Annotated in this window: 21 protein-coding genes and 1 riboswitch; of the genes, 15 read left to right on the top strand and 6 right to left on the bottom strand. The window is 30.6% G+C overall.

Features of this window, described 5'->3' with window-relative positions; translation table 11 throughout:
- Positions 1-38: 38 nt before the first annotated feature.
- The gene (locus PP176A_RS11080; RefSeq protein ID WP_071140546.1) at positions 39-1493 is read left to right on the top strand and encodes an SLC13 family permease; all 1455 of its coding nucleotides are present in this window, start codon (positions 39-41) and stop codon (positions 1491-1493) included.
- Between the two features lie 185 nt (positions 1494-1678).
- Here the strand turns inward: PP176A_RS11080 and mgtA are convergent, their stop codons facing one another.
- Positions 1679-4309: a magnesium-translocating P-type ATPase gene (gene mgtA / locus PP176A_RS11085; RefSeq protein ID WP_071140547.1), complete on the bottom strand. Its 2631-nt coding sequence runs from the start codon at positions 4307-4309 to the stop codon at positions 1679-1681.
- Between the two features lie 351 nt (positions 4310-4660).
- Positions 4661-4815: riboswitch (M-box (ykoK) riboswitch) on the bottom strand.
- A gap of 459 nt (positions 4816-5274) precedes the next feature.
- Here mgtA and PP176A_RS11090 point away from each other — a divergent pair.
- Positions 5275-6918 carry a M20/M25/M40 family metallo-hydrolase gene (locus PP176A_RS11090; RefSeq protein ID WP_071140548.1) on the top strand — a complete coding sequence of 548 codons (1644 nt, stop codon included), beginning with the start codon at positions 5275-5277 and terminating at the stop codon, positions 6916-6918.
- Between the two features lie 16 nt (positions 6919-6934).
- Here the strand turns inward: PP176A_RS11090 and pdxR are convergent, their stop codons facing one another.
- Complete coding sequence (pdxR, locus tag PP176A_RS11095; RefSeq protein WP_071140549.1) at positions 6935-8383, bottom strand: MocR-like pyridoxine biosynthesis transcription factor PdxR; 1449 nt, start codon at positions 8381-8383, stop codon at positions 6935-6937.
- 224 nt (positions 8384-8607) lie between these two features.
- Here pdxR and PP176A_RS11100 point away from each other — a divergent pair, with 224 nt between their 5' ends.
- Genes PP176A_RS11100 through PP176A_RS11110 form a run of 3 tightly spaced genes read left to right on the top strand, consistent with a single transcriptional unit; the run spans position 8608 to position 10974 of the window.
- A complete protein-coding gene (locus PP176A_RS11100; protein WP_071140550.1) occupies positions 8608-9702 on the top strand; it encodes a DUF5711 family protein in 1095 nt (364 codons plus the stop codon).
- Positions 9703-9720: 18 nt separating this feature from the next.
- Positions 9721-10317: a CvpA family protein gene (locus tag PP176A_RS11105; protein WP_071140551.1), complete on the top strand. Its 597-nt coding sequence runs from the start codon at positions 9721-9723 to the stop codon at positions 10315-10317.
- Between the two features lie 24 nt (positions 10318-10341).
- Entirely contained in the window at positions 10342-10974 is a 633-nt protein-coding gene (locus PP176A_RS11110; protein ID WP_071140552.1) for a hypothetical protein, read from the top strand.
- 67 nt (positions 10975-11041) lie between these two features.
- On the opposite strand, the gene PP176A_RS11115 is transcribed toward PP176A_RS11110, so the two are convergent.
- From PP176A_RS11115 to PP176A_RS11130, 4 genes are read right to left on the bottom strand one after another with little or no spacing between them, the layout of a single operon-like run.
- Positions 11042-11425 carry an SHOCT-like domain-containing protein gene (locus PP176A_RS11115; RefSeq protein ID WP_071140553.1) on the bottom strand — a complete coding sequence of 128 codons (384 nt, stop codon included), beginning with the start codon at positions 11423-11425 and terminating at the stop codon, positions 11042-11044.
- Between the two features lie 10 nt (positions 11426-11435).
- Positions 11436-12719 carry an SHOCT-like domain-containing protein gene (locus tag PP176A_RS11120; RefSeq protein WP_071140554.1) on the bottom strand — a complete coding sequence of 428 codons (1284 nt, stop codon included), beginning with the start codon at positions 12717-12719 and terminating at the stop codon, positions 11436-11438.
- A 13-nt stretch (positions 12720-12732) separates the two neighbouring features.
- Positions 12733-13104, bottom strand: a complete 372-nt coding sequence (locus PP176A_RS11125; RefSeq protein ID WP_071140555.1) for a DUF2089 domain-containing protein — start codon at positions 13102-13104, stop codon at positions 12733-12735.
- A 13-nt stretch (positions 13105-13117) separates the two neighbouring features.
- The gene (locus PP176A_RS11130; protein ID WP_071140556.1) at positions 13118-13423 is read right to left on the bottom strand and encodes a hypothetical protein; all 306 of its coding nucleotides are present in this window, start codon (positions 13421-13423) and stop codon (positions 13118-13120) included.
- Between the two features lie 254 nt (positions 13424-13677).
- Here PP176A_RS11130 and yedF point away from each other — a divergent pair, with 254 nt between their 5' ends.
- The 10 genes from yedF (at position 13678) to PP176A_RS11180 (ending at position 19578) form a co-directional block, all read left to right on the top strand.
- Entirely contained in the window at positions 13678-14277 is a 600-nt protein-coding gene (gene yedF / locus PP176A_RS11135) for a sulfurtransferase-like selenium metabolism protein YedF (RefSeq protein WP_071140557.1), read from the top strand.
- Between the two features lie 10 nt (positions 14278-14287).
- Positions 14288-14557, top strand: a complete 270-nt coding sequence (locus PP176A_RS11140; RefSeq protein WP_071140558.1) for a DUF3343 domain-containing protein — start codon at positions 14288-14290, stop codon at positions 14555-14557.
- 11 nt (positions 14558-14568) lie between these two features.
- Complete coding sequence (locus tag PP176A_RS11145) at positions 14569-15447, top strand: mechanosensitive ion channel family protein (RefSeq protein WP_071140559.1); 879 nt, start codon at positions 14569-14571, stop codon at positions 15445-15447.
- On the top strand, positions 15444-15656 hold the full coding sequence (locus PP176A_RS11150; RefSeq protein WP_083381923.1) for a DUF951 domain-containing protein: 213 nt from the start codon (positions 15444-15446) through the stop codon (positions 15654-15656). Before PP176A_RS11145 ends, PP176A_RS11150 begins: the two co-directional genes overlap by 4 nt.
- A 152-nt stretch (positions 15657-15808) precedes the next feature.
- Positions 15809-17008: an aminotransferase-like domain-containing protein gene (locus PP176A_RS11155; protein ID WP_071140560.1), complete on the top strand. Its 1200-nt coding sequence runs from the start codon at positions 15809-15811 to the stop codon at positions 17006-17008.
- Positions 17009-17190: 182 nt separating this feature from the next.
- Complete coding sequence (rpsF, locus tag PP176A_RS11160) at positions 17191-17475, top strand: 30S ribosomal protein S6 (protein WP_071140561.1); 285 nt, start codon at positions 17191-17193, stop codon at positions 17473-17475.
- A gap of 20 nt (positions 17476-17495) precedes the next feature.
- Entirely contained in the window at positions 17496-17927 is a 432-nt protein-coding gene (locus tag PP176A_RS11165) for a single-stranded DNA-binding protein (protein WP_071140562.1), read from the top strand.
- A gap of 15 nt (positions 17928-17942) precedes the next feature.
- Positions 17943-18167: a 30S ribosomal protein S18 gene (gene rpsR, locus PP176A_RS11170; RefSeq protein WP_071140563.1), complete on the top strand. Its 225-nt coding sequence runs from the start codon at positions 17943-17945 to the stop codon at positions 18165-18167.
- A gap of 128 nt (positions 18168-18295) precedes the next feature.
- A complete protein-coding gene (locus PP176A_RS11175; RefSeq protein WP_071140647.1) occupies positions 18296-18619 on the top strand; it encodes a MazG-like family protein in 324 nt (107 codons plus the stop codon).
- 11 nt (positions 18620-18630) lie between these two features.
- The gene (locus tag PP176A_RS11180; protein ID WP_071140564.1) at positions 18631-19578 is read left to right on the top strand and encodes a DUF2232 domain-containing protein; all 948 of its coding nucleotides are present in this window, start codon (positions 18631-18633) and stop codon (positions 19576-19578) included.
- Positions 19579-19582: the final 4 nt, after the last annotated feature.

Raw genomic sequence — 19582 nt, forward strand, 5'->3', positions numbered from 1 at the left:
ATATATAAGTATTTATTTTATAAGGAAGTGTATATTTTATGACAGGGAGCTCAAATTCTTTTAAACGAAATTTTATAATTTTTATTTCTCTTGCCATTATATTTTTATTTAAGTTGATTCCTGCTCCGACGGGTTTACCCCAGGCAGGAATGGAAGTTTTGGGAATATTTATTGGTTGCCTTATCCTGTGGCTAACTATTTCTATTGATTGGCCAAGTTTTCTTTGTATAGGATTATTGGGGCTTATGCCAATGCTTGGATTCAACAATGTATTAGCAAGTTCTTTTGGAAATTCGACCTTTGCTTTTTTAATGTTTACGTTTATATGTACTTATGCTCTTTCAGAAACGCCATTTTTACGTCGATGCGCTTTATTTTTTATTACCAGTCCTATAGCTAAAAAAGGATCTTGGCATTTTGTAATTTTATTCTTTTTTTCTGTCATATTTGTAGGTTCATTTATTTCTCCAACAGTATTATTTGTTATTTTTTTACCAATTCTTGAAGAAATCTATAATGTTTTGAAACTTAAAAAGGGAGATAAGATAGCAGAGATGTTGATGATGGGATTGGCTTTTTGTACATCTATATCTTCGGGGATGACCCCAATTGCCCATGTGTTTTCTTTAATGGCTATGGGTTATTACAAAGCAGCAACAGGAAGGTCAATTGATTATGCCTCTTATATGGCATTTGCAGTGCCTGTAGGATTAATTAGCTTAATTTTTATGATTTTAATTTTTAAGCTTATTTATCGCCCTGACATGTCATACATTCAAAATATAGATATTTCTTCATTGAAAGCAGATAATAAACCTATGGATCATAAAGAAAAAAGTATACTAACAATCTTTGCAATTGTAGTAGGTCTATGGATAATACCAGGACTTATTAAACCTATTTTCCCAAGTATTGCAGCAAAAATTGATTTTTATGGTACAGCAATGCCTCCTTTATTTGGAGCGATTGCTTTATCTGTACTTACTTTTGAAGGCAAACCATTGCTTAATTTTAAAAATGCTATGTCAAAAGGAGTACCTTGGGGAAGTTTAATTATGGCAGCAGCGACATTAACTTTCGGTACAGCAATGACTAATGAAAAAATTGGATTAACAAAATATTTGTCGAACAGCTTAGGACCGGCGGTTTCAAATATGGCGCCTTGGCTACTTGTTTTATTGTTTACATTATGGGCAGCTGTTCAAACTAATTTATCTTCCAATATGGTTACGGTTACAACGGTTTGTACTATTGGAATTCCTATTGTTTTATCAACAAATGGAGCAGTAAATACTGCAGCCGTTGCATCAATTATTGGAATGATGTCTTCCTATGCTTTTGCTACTCCACCTGCTATGCCTCATATTGCAATTGCGGGAAGTTCAGGATGGGCCCATGCTTCTCAGTTACTTAAGTATGGAACTTTATTAATGATCATTACGGTAATTATCACCGTTATTATAGGGTATCCTATTGCATCGGCATTAATGTAGATTATATATAACTTTAAGTTCTGTTTTATAAAAGTATTTTATAGTTCATAGGGAAATTCTAATTTTCCTTAATTAAAAAAAGGCTCCAACTCTATAGAAGCCTTTTTTATTTTATGCATTTTAGTGAATTAATTATGTTGTTAAGCTTATTCGGCTTAACAGCATAATTAATTCGTAAATAAAGATTAAAGCCAGCTATTAAATTTTTTAATATAAATATTTTTTGCTATTTGAATCGACATGCAATAGGATAAAAGTATTATTCCAAGCCATAGAAAATATTTTAATGGTAATGGAACAAATTCTATATAATTTCCAAAAGTAGTAAAGGGAATTGATATTCCTATAATCATTATAATAATTGTAAGAGTAAGAACCGGCTTTGTAGCTCTGCTTTGTATAAAAGGTATTTTTTTTGTTCTTATCATATGAACTATCAATGTTTGTGATAAAAGGCCTTCTATAAACCATCCGGATTGAAATAATGATTGAGATTCAACAGAATTTGTTTTAAACACATACCACATGATAATAAATGTAACTATATCAAATATAGAGCTAATAGGACCTATTCGTATCATAAATTTTCCGATGTCATTTGCGTTCCATTCACGGGGTACTTTTAGATATTCTTCGTCCATAGAGTCCCAAGGAATTGATAATTGAGATATACTGTAAAGAAGATTTTGTACTAAAAGTTGTATCGGAAGCATTGGTAAAAACGGCAAGAAAGCACTTGCTATTAATACACTAAATACATTTCCAAAGTTAGAACTGGTAGCCATTTTTATATATTTAATAATATTTCCGAATACCCTTCTTCCTTCTAATACACCTTGTTCAAGAACCATCAGATCTTTCTGAAGCAGTATTATATCTGCCGATTCTTTTGCAATATCTACTCCCGTATCAACAGATATCCCTACATCCGATTCCTTTAATGCCGCTGCATCGTTGATTCCATCGCCCATATAACCGACAACATGACCGTTTTTTTGGAGAATGTTAATTATCTTTGATTTTTGAATAGGAGACAGTTTTGCAAATACGTCGGTAGATTCTGCTTCTTTAGATAATTCCTCATCACTCATTTTATCTATATCAATGCCTAATTTAATATTCTCAGCAGGAATACCTACATCTTTACATATTTTTCTGGTGACAATTTCATTATCGCCGGTTAATATTTTTATTCTTACCCCATTGTATTGAAGGGCCTTTATAGCAGCAGATGCAGAATCTTTTGGAGGATCTAAAAATCCTATATATCCCATTAAAACCATATCTTTTTCATCTTGAACGCTGAAATTATTCTCGTCGGGAATATCGTTTTTCTGTGCTATAGCCAATACTCTCATTCCATCTTTATTAAGGTCGGAAACCATTTTTGATACTTTTATTTTTATTTCATCAGTCAAGGGAACTACTTTTTTATCCAACTCAACGAGTGTACATACGGATAGCATTTCTTCAATAGCTCCCTTAGTTACAAGCTGCCTTTTATTGTTTTCGCTGATTACTACAACAGACATTCTTCTTCTTACGAAATCAAAAGGTATTTCATCTATTTTTTTATATTTATTAATTAAATTGTTAAATCCTAATTTATCTCCATATTCAATAACAGCCAGATCCATTAAATTTTTGAGTCCTGTCTGATAATAGCTGTTCAGATAAGCATGCCTTAGAACCCTGTCGTTTTCATTTCCGGACACATCCAAATGTTTTTCTAAAACTATTTTATCTAAAGTAAGAGTACCTGTTTTATCTGTGCATAGTACATCCATGGCGCCGAAATTTTGAATGGAATTTAGCCTCTTAACTATAATTTTGTGTTTAGAAAGAGAAATAGCGCCTTTCGACAGATTAGTAGTGACAATTGTAGGAAGCATTTCAGGAGTCAGACCTACCGCTATGGATACTGAAAAAAGAAAAGCTTGTAGCCAATCTCCTTTCGTAATACCATTTATTAAAAAGACAATAGGAACCATAATAAGCATAAATTTTATAAGAAGGAGACTAACACTGTTTACTCCTCTTTCAAAACTTGTTTTTCCTCTCTGTCCTACAAGGGATTTTGACATTGAACCAAAATAAGTGTCGTTGCCTGTAGATAATACCACAGCTACAGCAGTACCACTTATTACATTTGTTCCCATTAAGCAAATATTATCAAGATCAGCAATTCCTTTATTTATATTTTTTATAGGTGATACATACTTTTCAACGGGTTCGGATTCACCGGTCAAGGCTGACTGACTGATGAACAAATCCTTACATGATATAATTCTCATATCTGCAGGAACCATATCTCCCGCAGCCAGATGGATTATATCTCCAGGAACTACTTCTGTTATATAGGTTTCTCTTTTACCCTTATCTTTTCTTACAATAGCTGTAGTTGTATTAACAGCCTGTTTCAATTTATCCGATTCGATTGCAGATTTATATTCTTGAATGAAACGAAGGGTCGCACTGATTATAATCATTGTTAATATTATAAATAATGTTATCCAGTTTTTTTGCCCTGGTTTTGCGAATAATATATCTGTAATAAAGGAGACAAAAGCAATAATGGCCAATACCAGAATAAATGGGTCTACAAAGGATTTTGCAAGGTATACAAACCATGGAGTATCTTTTTCATATGTTATTACATTTTCTCCGTATTTTTCTAATCTTTCAGCAGCTTCTTCATCAGTGATTCCATCTAAGCTGGTACCAAATTCATTTAATATGTCCTTTATTTCTTTTTGGCTGTATTTATAGAGATTTTCAGTTATAGCCGATATCTTTTTGAAATTTATATTCTTCATTTTTTTCACCCCCAAAATGACAATAATAAAACTAAGGTTAACATAAGAGATTTTTTAACCCAAAAATTTTTTCATCTTTCATATATAGTATTGATTTTTAAGAAAAAAATATTTTGAATTGGAAATACAACTAAATTCGTGGAAGGATATTGTCATTGGGATATATTAAAAGACAAGATTAAACAGCCTTATTACTTCTTTCGTGGAAGAATGGATAAGTAATTAAGTTGTTTAGTCTTTTAACTTTATATATATCTTTTATGCCCTTCCGCAGACTACTTCCGTCACCATCCAATTCTTCTCACCTCCAAATAAATAAAAAATCTTCGCAAACTTGAATAGCGAAGGTTAAAATAATCTTCTCGTTCAAGTTTTGGCTCTAAAAGGCACTGAAGTTGCATTAAGTTAAGCCTTACGACAAAACTTGCTTACCAGCTCAGAGTGTTTCCATTCTTTTACGGTAGCAACCCATATCCTTTCGGTAACCTCACCTACCGAGGTTTGTTTAATTATATTATTAGTATAATCTTATTTAAAAGGAAAGTCAACCATTAGAAATTTTTTTATTTTGAAGACATGTTGAAGACATGGGTGAACGAGTCTTTGACAGTTGAAGAATAAAAAAATCGTTAAAGTTCGGAGTTTGTCAAGTAAATTGTCATATTTATTTTTAAGTCTCAAAACACTTCAAATTCAACAGTAAATTAGATTCTTTTTTTATCATTTTAAATTCAATTTAAATCTTTTATTCCTGCCGATTTTTTATTCTTATTGATATAAATATTATATTTGAGTTCCATTGATTTCAGCATAATCCGGAGGTAGAAACGACACAAAAGAACCGTCCCCTTGTGTTGTTAACTGCATTAATAAAAATTCATTAACAGTATAAAAATAAAAAAATAAATGATATAATTATAATATAGTTATATTTATTTTGACCGGTGGGAGGATAACGTTGGATTATGGAAAATATGGCTGAAAAAATTGAAAAACTGACATTGGAATTGACTAGTATTTTAGGGGTTGCCGGTACGGCGGATGAAACAAAGGTGGCTCGATTTATTTATGAGAAGTTTAAGTCCATGAATTATTTTAAAGAGCATCCAAACTTGATTAGATTGATTGACATAAAAGGCGATAATTTGAATAGGAAAAATGTAATAGCTATAGTAAAGGGAGAGAAGAGAAGAAACAAGAATACTTTAATAATAATGGGCCATTTAGATACTGTGGGGATTTCTGATTATGGGGATTTAAGCCGATATGCAACAAACCCGAGGGAATTAAAAGAAAAACTTAAAAATGTCGTTTTGCCTGAAGATGTTTCAAAAGATTTATATTCGGGAGAATATTTATTTGGAAGAGGAATATTTGATATGAAATGTGGCATTGCCGGGGCAATGATGGTAATAGAGGATATTTCTCAAAATTTTGAGGACCTTGAAGGCAATATTGTATTTTTATCGGAAGCAGACGAGGAGGGAAATTCCACGGGGATGATTGCCGCAGTTCCCGAACTGATAAAGTTAAAAGAGGAGCAGGGTTTTGAGTATTTAGGACTTATAAATACGGACATTACCACATCTTTATATCCAAAGGATGAAAAAAAATACATATTTACAGGAACAGCAGGGAAATTGATGCCTACGTTTTATATAGTTGGAAAGGAAGCCCATGTGGGAGAGCCTTTTTCAGGCTTGGATCCCAATTTAATTGCCTCTCAGATAACCTGTGATATTGACTTGAATTGTGAATATTGCGATGAAATGGAAGGAGAGTTTACATTACCTCCTGTTACGTTAAAGCAGAAAGACCTTAAAAATGAATATTCTGTTCAAACAGCCAGAACGGCTTATCTGTATTTTAATTATTTAACAAATAACAGTACTCCTGACGGAGTAATGAAAAGAATGAAGAAAGCCGCTAAAGAATCTTTTAAAAAGGTTATAGAAAGAGTTGAAAGAAACGCAGAAAGATACTATGGGATGACGGGTTTTCCTTATAAAAGAATTTCATGGGAAGCAAGAGTAATGACTTATGAAGAGCTATATAAAACTGTTAAAGCCGAAAGAGGAGAAGAGGCAGATAATTTGATCAATAATTTAACGGAAAGATACCTTCAAAAGCCTGAAACTGATAAGCTGACTGTTACATTAGAAATAGTTAAAGAATTACATGAACTATGGTCGGATAAAAATCCGGTTATAATAATATATTTTTCTCCCATTTATTATCCTCATACCTATGTAAAGGGCAATAATATCAATGAGAAAAGATTTATAAATTCTATAGAAAAAGCTGCAATTCAAAATGGTGGGAAATATGATATTCAAATTAAAAAGTTTTTCCCTTGGATTTCGGATCTGAGCTATGTCTCTGCTCCAAAAGAAGAAAGGATAATTAGTGTCTTTAGGAACAATACTCCCGGATATGGTATATTATACAGTCTTCCGTTAAAGGAAATGCAGCAATTAAATTTACCTACAGCTAATATAGGACCTTTCGGAAAAGATGCCCACAAATTTACCGAAAGACTTCATAGGGATTATTCCTTTAATGTGTTTCCTCAAATTTTATATGATACGATTAAAAATTTACTTAATTAATAGAGGAGAATAGGTGTTAAACTAAAGGGATGTATTGGTTTTTTTCTTTTATTTGTTGGATTAAAAAATTTTCTATTGTTCTCATTCCCTTAATTATATATTCGTCGTCTACATCTCCGAAGCTTAACCTTATATAGTTCGTGTCTATATTCTTATCTATAAAGAATATATCACCCGGAACTATTATTACGTTATTTTTGGCACATTCGTTGTACATATCGATGGAATTTACTCCTGCAGGGAGTTTAAGCCAAAAACTTAATCCGCCTTTAGGATCAAAGAAGGATACTCCGTATTTTTTGAGATTGGTGATTTCTTTTAACATAAGCTTGTACTTTTTCTTATAGATCTTCATTATATTTTCCATGTGATTTTTCCATAAGCCTTTTCGTAAATAAAGGTCAAAGGATTTTTGAATAAACCCTGAAGAAGATATATCCGTAATATGCTTTGCTCTTATTATGCCCTTGGATAGTCTTTTAGGAATGGTTAAAAATCCCATTCTTATTCCGGGCATAAAAATTTTCGAGAATGTTTTTATATAAATTATCTGATCATGCTTATCTATTGCTTTTAAAGGAATTCTCTTTTCACCTTGGTAGGTAAGGTCCGAGAGAAAATCATCTTCCAGTATATAAAAGTTATATTCATAAGCACATTTTACGAGTTCTTCCTTAATCTTTTCACTATAGGAATAGGTAGTGGGGCTTTGGTAATTTGGCATTACATATAAAAGCTTTGGTCTGTATTCTTTAGCACGTTTTTTGAGAGTATCAATATCGATTCCATTTTCGTTTATTGGAATATCGAGTATGTTTGCTCCTCGCCACTTAAAATTGTCAATGGCACTTTGATAAGTCGGATTTTCTACAAAGACATAATCTCCCGGATAAATCAAAGTTTTAGTTACAATATCTATTCCCTGTTGTCCTCCGGAAGTTATCTGAATTTGATTTTTTTCCACATCTATTTTATAATTTTCTTTAAGAAATGACGATATTGATTCCCTTAAAGGTTCATATCCGTTTATTTCGGGATAGACAAAGGCATTTCCCTTTTCCCTGTCAAGTACTTCTATTATAGCCTCTTTAAATTCCTTTACTGGAAAGAGCTCAGGATTAGGAGATATATTGGCAAAATTAATGCTGTTCTTTGAGAGAGTCAGTATTCCGGAAGACATAAGATCGATTTCTTTTTCCGAATAATATTTATATTCCAAGTTTTTTCCTATACTCCTCACATAAGTACCGCTTCCCCCTTTTGAATATACATACCCTTCTTTTTCCAACAATTTATATGCATTTATTACGGTTATATTGTTTATATTTAATTCCCTTGCCAGGCTTCTTATGGAAGGAAGCTTCTCTTCTTCTTTCAGATTTTCTTTGATTATGTTTTCTTTTATTTCTTCACAAAGTTGTACGTATAATGGAGTGTTTACGCTTTTATCCAAAGATATTTTCATTGTTTACCTCCTTAAACAATTAAAATGTATCGATACATTAATTATAACATACCTATAAGCTGAAATCCACTATAGAAATATATAAATTGACCAAATAACAAAAAAGTAATTATACCAGTTGTGTTGTTTATATTAAGATTTTTTGTTAAACTTTTATATAGGGAGAATTTTGACATGCTGTTTAATAAATAGCATATCACAGGGGAAAAAGGGGATGAAAGATATTGGAAAAAGATATTGCTAAAAGGCCCAAGGGATTTAAAATTTTTATTTTGATATTATTATTATTAATTGTTTTTTTCTCAAATGAAGACATCAGATTAAAATTTGAAGATCTTATACGCAAAATAGGGGGAAATTCTAAAACTTTAGTTTTAAAAGATAGTTTTCCAATTAAAATAAATACGGAAAATATGAAGCTGTACGAAAATATGCTAATAAGATGGGAAGAAGGAAGCATTATAGCAGTGAGGACTGATGGAAATAAAGGGTGGGAGAAGAAATCGGATTTTCAAGAGCCTCTTGTTAGTTTTGGCAAAAATAATATATATTTTTCAGAGGGCAGTACAGGAGATATATATTATTTAAGCAAAGAAGGAAAAAGCATAAAAAGGGTAGAAATGAAATCTCAGATATCAAGAATGTTTGAAAAAAATAATACTCTTATAATTGTCCAGAATAATGATGTGGGAGGGAAATTAAGTATTTTAGACGGAAATGGAAAGCTTATAGCGAGTTCCATTTTTGAGGGCGGATATTTTCTTGATTTAAATGTAGATGATAAAAAAACAAAATATGATGTTTCCACTCTTAATTTAGATGAAGATAATATGAGCAGTACTCTTGTTTTATATGAAATGAACGGAAAGGAAATAAATAGATACAAATTTAATGATGAGATTTTGATCTTTACTCAGTTTGTAAATAATGATAGTCTAATTTTACTTACTGATAGTAAGATATATTTTTTAAAGAGTAATAGTATTATTTGGGAAAAGGGCATGAACAAAATTAAAAATATATATGTTCAAGACAAAAATATTTATTTGTTATATGATGATACTTTAGAGATAATTAATTTTGAGGGAAAAACAGAGGAAAAAATATCTTTGAAGGAAGAATACAATAAAATTATTTTCTTTAATGATAAATACTTCCTTTTATTTGGGGATACATATATATCGGGTTTTAGCAAAGAAGGAAAAGAAGTGCTGAAATATAAAACTGACGGAGAAATAAAAAATGTTTTTGCTAATGGCAAGGAAGTAGTAGTGATATTTCCGGAGAAGATAGAAATAATGGAGATTTCAAATAAATAAAACGGTAAGGTGAATTTTATGAATTGGTTGGATTTACTTATTTTATTTATAATAATATATAATATATTTAAAGGATTAAGTTTAGGATTTATAAAATCAGTATTTTATTTAATACAATTTATATTGGCTATTCTGCTAACAAAAAGGTATTACCCAGTTTTATATGGGTATATAATAAATAATCCACATGTATATGACATATTTAAAAATATATTGGGAATAATTATAAAAATACTATTTTTTAGTAAAATTGAAAAAGATCCGACGTTTTTAACCGATATTATTTCCAAGGGAGTAATTAACATAGTAATAAATGTAGTATCCATTTTAATTGTATATATGATAGTAAGATTTCTTTTGGGATTGGTACTTAATATAGTTTCAGGCATTTTTAAAGTTCCTGTACTTAGGCAGCTTGATAAAATAGGTGGATTTTTATTTGGAATAATTAAAGGGATGGTAATAGTGTATATTATATTTGCCCTTCTTTCTCCTATCACTTATATTTTTCCCGATGGAAAAATAAGCAAAGGAATAGATGAATCTATATTGTCTGAGTATTTTATCCATCAAAATTTTATTCGTGATTTTTTTGATTCAAATGATTTTATATAATATAGTATTTAAGGAGGAATTTTTATGGGAAAAAAAGATTATTCTTTTGGGATTATACTAATAGCCATAGGAATTATGTTTTTGCTTTTAAATTTAAACGTACTTTCCTTTAGTTGGATAATTTTTATTACATCACTGTTTTTTATAATACTATATTTTTACAGAAAACAGATGGGATATATGACTATAGGGTTAATACTTCTTGCTGTTTCTTTAGTATCCTTAATTAATGAATATATTTTTGACACCGTAAATATAAAAGGGTTTGTATATTTATGGATACTTGGGATTATATCATTAATTATGTATAAAAAATATAGTACAAAGGGTTATTTGATATTCGGCTGTATACTTCCCGTAATAGGTACCTACAGTTTAATCGAAGAGCTTGTTTATGGGGATATAAGCTGGATATTTTTCCTCCTTTTAGCTGTATCTTTTTATGTAATATATATAGTCGGATATAAAAGAATTGGAGAAAGTTGGGCCAGAAATCTTTCAGCAATATTTGTAATTCTTTCTCTACTGTTCCTTTTATCTTCAAAGAATGTAATTAAATATGGATTTTGGAAGGTAATATCTTATTTATGGCCTATACTTCTTGTAATAATCGGAGTGAGAATAATATATAATATGAAAAAAATCAATAGGTATTAATAGAAATTCCTCCTCTTTTTTAAAAAGAGGAGGAATTTCTATTAAGGGGAAATTTACATTTTTGTAATCATTCAACTGTTATTTCTACCTTTTCACCATCTTCATTTTCCAAATCTACTATTTTTCCTTCGGCGCCATTTTTAATGGCATCGAATATATCTTTGAAGTCATTGTCGTCTAAACCTGTATCCTTTAACTCGGGAGAAAATTTCTTAGCAATTTTTAATCCCAAACCTACAAAGGAAATAGGAAGATTTACATTTACTTTGGTATCGTCGTCCGGATCGTAAACCCTTATTTTAATCCATTTAGGGCTGGGGTTTTGAACAAAGTTTTCCGATGTCTTTTCTTCGAGGGCTTCAAGAAGGTTAACCCCTTCTTCTATACTTATTTTCTCGCTTTGTACCATTTTAAGTATCTGCATTCTTTCTTCCTTTAAATTTTCAGCCATTTTTTACCTCCTATTTAATTATTATTGAACCGTTTGAGGTTCTGCATAATATATCTAGATGATCTTTGCTTTCGTCAAAGTCTATGCTGTGAGCAATTATTTTTTTGGGACCTAATTTACTATTCTTATTAATTCTGTAAACCATATTTTCTAACTCTAAAGCTATAGTTCCTAGTGAAGTTTCCAAATCAAGAGAAGTTGGTTTTGAAATATGATTTAAGCTTCCTTCTATGGAATCATTAGATGTACTCAGTTCTATACTTTTCATATCGCCCGTTTTAATTTTATCAAAAGTTATCTTTCCATTAGAAGTATTTACTTTTATCGTTTTTGATTTGATATCATTTAAATTTATGCTTCCATTAGAAGTAGTACCGATTATTTTATCAGACGAAATATTATCAAAAGTTATTTTTCCATTCTTTGTACTTGAAGATGTAAGGGAAGAACTTATATTAGTAAGAGTGACACTTCCGTTTGATGTAGCTGAATCTATGGAAAAAGAATTAATATCGGTCATTTGTATTTTACTGTTATCAGTTTTACATTTTATCTTATTTGCGTCTATTTTTTCAAATATTATTGATGAATTGCTGGTTCTGCATATAAATTTATCAGCGTGTATTTTTTCTCCTTCAATTTTTCCGTTGGAAGTTGTAAGTGTTATTTTATTAAATTTCCTATTGGGAATATATGCTTCAATTTTAACGCCTACAATTGGGACGTTCTGTTTAGAAGAGGGGCTAAATATTATAGAGTTGTCTTTTTCAGTAAAGGAGTATAACTCGTCATCTCTGTTCTTACCGGAGAAATACTTTTTTAATTTAAATGTAGTTTTTAAAAGAACAGATTCTTTATCCCAAGAAGAAATTTTTATTTCTCCGTTCATACCCCACAATTCCAAAGAAGGATTTTCTAAATGAGATATATTTTTTTCCAACGTTTTATTTACAGTTTCGAAAATGGAATTATTTATATTAAAATGAGTTTTATCTACTATGTTGTTTATTATATTAAATACTTTGTTTCCTATATCAGAATTTGAATTTTCTTCTTTTTTGGTGTCCTTATCCGAGGATAAATCTTTATCGACATTTATTTTCCCTTTATCATTGTCCTTTTCTATATCGATTTTAGTATTATCTGCATTTTCAGATTCACTATCTTCTTCCCATTCTTCCCATTTTTCCAATTCTTCGTTTTCCTCTAAAGCTTCAATAAGTTTAATAGCTTCTGTACTTGTTATTTTTCCTTCTTCTAACATGGACAAAATCATCATTTTTTCTTCCTTCATTTTTTAAGCCCCCTTATTCTTCTCCCTTTAATAATTTGACAGCTTCTTCAGGAGAAATTTCTCCATTTTTTAATTTTTCCAATATAGCTTTTTTATCTATATTTACGGTAGTAACTTTAGGACTATATCCTAATGCTTGTATTACGTCTTCCAATTTATTTCTCACCGTTGGATAGGAGATTCCCAATTCCTTTTCTATTTCTTTTATATTTCCGCGGTTTTTTATAAATATTTCCGCAAATTTTTTTTGCTCATCTCCGAGTCTGCAGAATTTACAAAGAGTAAAACTTCCCTCAATAGTTGTATTGCAATAGTTACACGATAATCTGGTTACTTCCATTTCCTTTCCGCATACAGGGCATTTTCCTATAACTTCTCTATTCATATTTTCACCTTCCTTATATCACAGAAATTTTTATTTCATCTTCTCTATCTTCTACATAAACTAAATCAAATTGTCCATAATTTTTTAACTCATTTAACATTTGATGTAAGTTAATTTCTTTGAATACTTCTATTAAATATTTTTCATCTCCTTTGAAACTTTTTTTATATTTAAAAGCAATTTCAACAAATTTTATTGCTGTATTTCCAAGGATATCTAAAAGCCAAAAAGGTATAGAAGGAATTTTTATAGTCTTATTTTCGGATTTATCTTTAATTATTATTTTTAATTTTGAACATTTTTTAATTTTTTCTTTCAAGTCTAATTCCTCCTTAAACAAAACAAGAAAAAATTTCTCTTTAATGATATAATAATAGATAATAAATAGAAAGTCAATATAAATATTAAAAATATTAATGCTTATATTAATATTTTTAATTATAAACTTAAATATATAAAATTCTCTAAGATTATAACATATAAAAAAATCAGTTTTATATGTTTACATAATTGATTATATATGTAGAAAGAATGTATAATATAATTAGTTTATATAATTAAGGAGGCAGACTTATGAATAAGAAAGAAGTTAATGCAAGAGGGCTGGAATGTCCGAAACCTGTTATTATGACTAAAAAAGCATTGGATGATAAGAATAATGATGTTGTAGTTACAATTATTGATAATGAAGTAGCAAAAGAAAATGTTTCTAAATTGGCAAAGAGCTTGGGATATAAATATTCGGTGGACAAGGGAAAGGAAAATGAGTATTATATTACTATAACCAAAGGAGAAGGAGAGGAGAAAGGGAATACCTGTGCTTCTGGCAATTTCAAAGATTTAACCATTGCTTTTGGGACAAATACTATGGGAAGGGGTTCGGAAGAATTGGGGAAAATTCTTATTAAGAGTTTCATATACACTTTAACTCAATCAACTCCCTATCCATCTTGCCTTTTATTTTATAATGGAGGTATAAAACTTACATGTAAAGGTTCGGAAGTATTGGATGATTTGAAAAAATTGGAAGAAGAAGGTGTGGAAATATTATCCTGTGGAACATGCCTTGATTTTTATAAAATGAAGGATAACTTAGGTGTAGGAGAAGTTACTAATATGTATGTTATACTTGAAAAGCTGAAAAATTCTTCAAACAACATAACAATTAGTTAGGAGAGTTATAATGATTGACGAAAGTTTTGGAGTAATTGCTTTTAATTCTACCAGTCATGCTATAAAAGGTGAAAAAATATTTAAAAATCAAAATTTAAAAATAAAAACCATACCCACTCCTCAAGAAATAACCGCTAATTGTGGCCTTTCTATCCTTTTTGATTTAGGAGATAAGGAAACAATATATAGTATTATTAAGGATAATAACTTAGAGATAAAAGGCATGTACAAATTGATCAGAAAAGATAAGAAAAAATATATAGAAGAAATTTCCATGTAGGTGAGAATAAAATGCTGCATTCATTAAATAGAGTAAAAAAATTCTTGAATATATTTTTTACATCAGATGGCAGTGACTTGAATCTAATAGAAAAATTAGTAAAAATAGCAGTAATACTTGCAGTAATTAAATTAGTTATAAAAATACTCAACGGTGTAGTGGATAAAGCCTTTGAAAAAAGAGAAAAATTAAAATTCGGGATAGATGATAAAAAATCTAAAACTCTTGCGGGAGTTTTAAAAAACCTTTTTAAATATGTAATATATTTTATAGGAATAGTGTCTATATTGGATTTGTTTGGGATAGAAACCAATTCCATACTTGCTACTGCCGGTATTGGGGGACTTGCCGTAGGTTTCGGCGCTCAGAGCCTTGTTAAAGATGTAATATCCGGTTTTTTGATTCTCTTTGAAGACCAGTATTCTGTAGGTGATTATGTTAAAATAGGGGAATGGGAAGGCACAGTGGAAGAAATGGGACTTAGAATGACTAAGATTAGAGGTTCTTCTGGAGATTTATATATAATACCTAACGGAAGTATTCAATTTGTGACCAATAAAAGTAAAGGCCCAATGAGTGCTCTTGTTAAAATCAATATTGCTTATGAAGAAAATATTGAGAGGGTTACTGAAATACTCGAAAATGTATGTATAAAATTGAAATCGGAAGATAAGAGTATATTAGAAGGTCCTACAGTTCTCGGCATTACCGATATGGGAAAGGATAACATAGAAATAACCGTTACTGCCAAAACAAATCCTATGGAGCAGTGGAAGGTGGAAAGAGAATTAAGAAAAAATATAAAGGAAGCCTTTGAAAAAGAAAAAATTGCGGTCTCATACCCGAAGAAAATAATAGTGGAAGATAGCCATCAGGGGGGAGAAAATTGATTACAAAATTTAATGTAGGAGATATAGTATCTTTAAAAAAAGTTCATCCTTGCGGAGAAAATAAATGGGAAATTACAAGAACAGGAGTGGATTTTAAACTTAAATGTACTAAATGCGGCAGAGAATTATGGATTCCCAGGATTGATTTTGAAAAAAAAGTCAGAAAAATTTTGGTGGGAGAAAAATGGGAAAGTGTTAATAAAAATTAATAATTCGTATAAGTATGTAAAAATGCTAAGTTAAAGTAGAATTCCTGCTAAAAGTACTGAGAACCATTAGACAATATAAGAAAAAAGAGATAAGATTATATAGGAAAGTGTTTTCATAAAGGAAATTATTTTTAAGAATAGGGGGCGTTATTGTGAGTTTAAAATATGCAGAAAGAATGGATAATATTAAGGCTTCGGAAATCCGTGAGTTGTTAAAGCTTACACAAGACCCTAAAGTTATATCCTTTGCAGGAGGATTACCGGCAGCGGAATTGTTTCCAATTGAAGAAATGAAGAAAATATCTGTTGATGTTTTAGAGAAATACGGTAAGGTAGCTTTACAGTATGGGCCTACAGAAGGATATGAGCCTTTAAGAAAAGTTATAGCATCAAGAATGAAAAAATTGGGCGTGGAAGCATCCAAGGATAATATATTAGTAATCAGTGGTTCTCAGCAGGGTCTGGATTTTTCGGGGAAAATATTTATAAATCCGGGAGACGTAATACTTTGTGAAAGTCCCAGTTATCTGGGAGCAATAAATGCGTTCAAAGCTTATGAACCCAAATTTATAGAGGTTCCGACAGATGGAGACGGAATGATCCTTGAAGACTTAGAAGATATTTTAAAGAATAATGATAATGTAAAATTTATATATGTAATTCCGGATTTTCAAAATCCATCGGGAAGAACATGGACAGAAGAAAGAAGGAAAGGCCTAATTAAATTAGCAAATAAGTATGATATTGTAATAGTTGAGGATAATCCTTATGGCGAATTAAGATTTGAAGGGGAGTATCTTCCTGCGCTGGCTCATTATGATACTGAAGGAAGGGTAATATTCTTAGGGACATTTTCAAAGATATTCTGCCCCGGATTAAGATTAGGCTGGGTATATGCACGTTCGGATATTTTAAATAAATTTATTTTAACAAAACAAGGGGCTGATTTACAGTCAAGTACTATTTCTCAAATTCAGGTTGCCGAATTTTTTGAGGAATATGATATAGACGGACATATTGAAAAACTGCGAACTGTTTATAAAAAGAGAAGGGATGTAATGATTAAGGCTATGGAAGATGAGTTCCCTGATTGTGTTAGCTTTACCCGTCCTAATGGTGGACTTTTTACTTGGGCTGTTCTTCCGGAAAATATTAATGCGAGAGAACTGGCAGTAAAGGCGCTAAAAAAGAATGTAGCCTTTGTGCCGGGAGGGTCGTTCTTCCCCAATGGAGGGAATGAAAATACCATGAGACTTAATTATTCATGTATGAATGAAGAAAAAATAATTGAAGGAATCAAAAGACTGGCGGCTGCAATTAATGATATGCTGCTGGAGACCGAGAAAGCATAGAAATCACAATGAAAAGCAGAAATCTTTAAATTTATAAGGGTTTCTGCTTTTATTTTAATATTAATTTTACCAAAACTATTGTTAAATTTTCCTTGAAATATGTCAATAATAATGATATATTTATAAAGTGTATCCTTGCTCTATAAAAAATAGAGCCGTTAGTCCAGAAGGAGGTGAAATATATGAGAAAATATGAAGCAGTCCTTATCTTTGTTCCAGATATGGAAGAAGAAAAGAGAAATCAACTACTTGAAAGATTTAAAGGGATAATTGAAGGAGAAGGAAGCATCCTAAAAGTTGACGAATGGGGAATAAGAAAGCTTGCTTATGAAATAAATGATTATATTGAAGGATATTATATAATTATCAACTTTGAATCGACACCGGAAGTTGTGAAGGAAATGGACAGGATAGCTAAAATTTCTGATGATATAATGAGACATATGATTATTAAAGAAGATGAATAAAGCCAAGGGTGGTGTTTTATTTGAATAGTGTTATTTTGATTGGAAGATTGACCAGAGACCCAGAATTAAGGTTTCTCCCTGCAAGCGGAACTCCTGTATCTACATTTAGTTTGGCTGTAGACAAACAGCTATCGAAAGAAAAAAAACAAGAAATGGAATCGAAGGGAGCTGCCACGGCTGATTTTATAAATATAGTTGTATGGGGAAAACAAGCAGAAAATTGTGCTAACTACTTATCCAAGGGAAAACTTGTTGCTATTCAAGGAAGAATTCAGAGCAGAAGCTATGAGGGAAAAGATGGTCAAAGAAGATATGTGACAGAAGTAGTGGCAGATAGAGTTCAATTTTTAGAATGGGGCGATAATAAAGGTTCAAATTTCAGCAGTAACAGTTCAGATTTCCCAGACATTGAAGGCTTTCATCCTGTAGATGACGATAATATTCCATTCTAAAAGGAGGGGAGAGTTATGCAGAAAAGATATAAAACGAGAAAGAGAGTTTGCAGTTTTTGTGCGGACAAAGTTGATCATATTGACTATAAGGATATAAATAAACTTAAAAAATATATAACTGAAAGAGGAAAGATACTTCCGAGGAGAATTACCGGTAATTGTGCCAAACATCAAAGACAGTTGACAAAGGCTATAAAGATGGCAAGGCAAGTAGCTTTGTTACCATATAATGCAGATTAATGAGAGGAATATGTCCTCTCTTTTTTTGTTTGACATTGAACTCATTACTTTGTATTATTTTAGTAAGACTTATTTTATTAAAGGAATTTTTATTTACATATAGAATTTTAAATAAGGATGGCGGGGATATGATTAATGATAAGGATATAAATATCACTAAAAATTTAAAAACAATAGAATGGCTTAAAAGCGAGCTTTTAATGAGTATAGCATCTCTTTATGAATTGATGTCTAAAGGAGGAGAAAATGTTAAAGAAGATGCTTCAGATTTGATTTCAAATATTATATTAATTTCTTATTTATTAGGGAAAAGGCTTGGAATAAGTTATGAAAACATTGATTTAAAAGTTGAAAATAAACTAAAATTGGGTTTAGTGGAGAATCATAAGATTGAAAAATGGTATGGAGATTTCAGCGAGCTTATAGAAAACTTTAGGCTGAGAAAAGAATAGGAGTGAATAATTTGATATTTAAAAAGAACTTGGTACTTTTTATGGAAGTCATAGTTGTAGCCGCTTTAATGGCTTTGTATATGTTTTTAGGATTATATTATCTTCCGGTTATATCCATTTTTTATCCCATACCCTTTATAGTTTTAGGTGCTAAAAAAGGATTAAGATACAACATTATTGGCTTACTGTCCTCCTGTGTTTTAATAGGAGCGTTAATGGATATATATACGGGGATTTTAGTATTTGCTGTTTTTGCACCGGTAAGCATTTTTATAACATATTATATTAAACAAAGAAAATCCGCTAATGAGACAATCCTTATAGCAGCTTTGATTTCTTTAATTTCAAATTTATTTGCTATAGAACTTTTGGGGAAAGTGTCGGGAACAAGCTTAATGAATCAGTTGGAACAGATGTTTTCTCAGATCTTAAAAGCTCAAATAGAAATGCTTAAAGATACGGGAATGTCTTCTACAGAAATATACGGAGCCGAAGATCTTTTAAAAAATACATTTGAATATATGACCCTTATAATGCCTTCTATAGTAATAATTATATCTTCGATTCTTGCTTACGTTGATTATCTGATATCTGTGGTAATTTTAAGAAAATTTGGCCATGGAGTTTTTTCCGTTCCTCAATTTTCTTATTTTAGATTACCGAACAATGTGATTTTAGGAATATCGACAATATTTATAGGGGTATTTTTGTTAAAAATAATTAAAATTTTTTATTACGAAACTATATTTATAAATATCTTAGTATTATTATTCTTTTTATTCTTTATAGAAGGATTGGCTGTTGTGAGCTTTTTTATCGGAAAAATTAGAATGGGTAAACTTGGGAAAATCATATTTATATTTTTAATTATATTAAGTCTTCCTTTAAGTATAATAGTTTCTACAATAGGGTTATTGGACGTAATATTTGATTTTAGAAAAATAAAGGGGCGGGTTTAATTTT

Source organism: Sporanaerobacter sp. PP17-6a (genome assembly GCF_900095615.1).
In the GTDB taxonomy this organism is placed as follows: Bacteria; Bacillota; Clostridia; order Tissierellales; family Acidilutibacteraceae; genus Acidilutibacter; species Acidilutibacter cellobiosedens.

Coding starts and splice junctions, on each gene's coding strand:
- PP176A_RS11080 (WP_071140546.1), top strand. CDS start 39: ATGACAGGGAGCTCAAATTCTTTTAAACGAAATTTTATAATTTTTATT.
- mgtA (WP_071140547.1), bottom strand. CDS start 4,309: ATGAAGAATATAAATTTCAAAAAGATATCGGCTATAACTGAAAATCTC.
- PP176A_RS11090 (WP_071140548.1), top strand. CDS start 5,275: ATGGAAAATATGGCTGAAAAAATTGAAAAACTGACATTGGAATTGACT.
- pdxR (WP_071140549.1), bottom strand. CDS start 8,383: ATGAAAATATCTTTGGATAAAAGCGTAAACACTCCATTATACGTACAA.
- PP176A_RS11105 (WP_071140551.1), top strand. CDS start 9,721: ATGAATTGGTTGGATTTACTTATTTTATTTATAATAATATATAATATA.
- PP176A_RS11110 (WP_071140552.1), top strand. CDS start 10,342: ATGGGAAAAAAAGATTATTCTTTTGGGATTATACTAATAGCCATAGGA.
- PP176A_RS11115 (WP_071140553.1), bottom strand. CDS start 11,425: ATGGCTGAAAATTTAAAGGAAGAAAGAATGCAGATACTTAAAATGGTA.
- PP176A_RS11120 (WP_071140554.1), bottom strand. CDS start 12,719: ATGAAGGAAGAAAAAATGATGATTTTGTCCATGTTAGAAGAAGGAAAA.
- PP176A_RS11125 (WP_071140555.1), bottom strand. CDS start 13,104: ATGAATAGAGAAGTTATAGGAAAATGCCCTGTATGCGGAAAGGAAATG.
- yedF (WP_071140557.1), top strand. CDS start 13,678: ATGAATAAGAAAGAAGTTAATGCAAGAGGGCTGGAATGTCCGAAACCT.
- PP176A_RS11140 (WP_071140558.1), top strand. CDS start 14,288: ATGATTGACGAAAGTTTTGGAGTAATTGCTTTTAATTCTACCAGTCAT.
- PP176A_RS11145 (WP_071140559.1), top strand. CDS start 14,569: ATGCTGCATTCATTAAATAGAGTAAAAAAATTCTTGAATATATTTTTT.
- rpsF (WP_071140561.1), top strand. CDS start 17,191: ATGAGAAAATATGAAGCAGTCCTTATCTTTGTTCCAGATATGGAAGAA.
- rpsR (WP_071140563.1), top strand. CDS start 17,943: ATGCAGAAAAGATATAAAACGAGAAAGAGAGTTTGCAGTTTTTGTGCG.
- PP176A_RS11175 (WP_071140647.1), top strand. CDS start 18,296: ATGATTAATGATAAGGATATAAATATCACTAAAAATTTAAAAACAATA.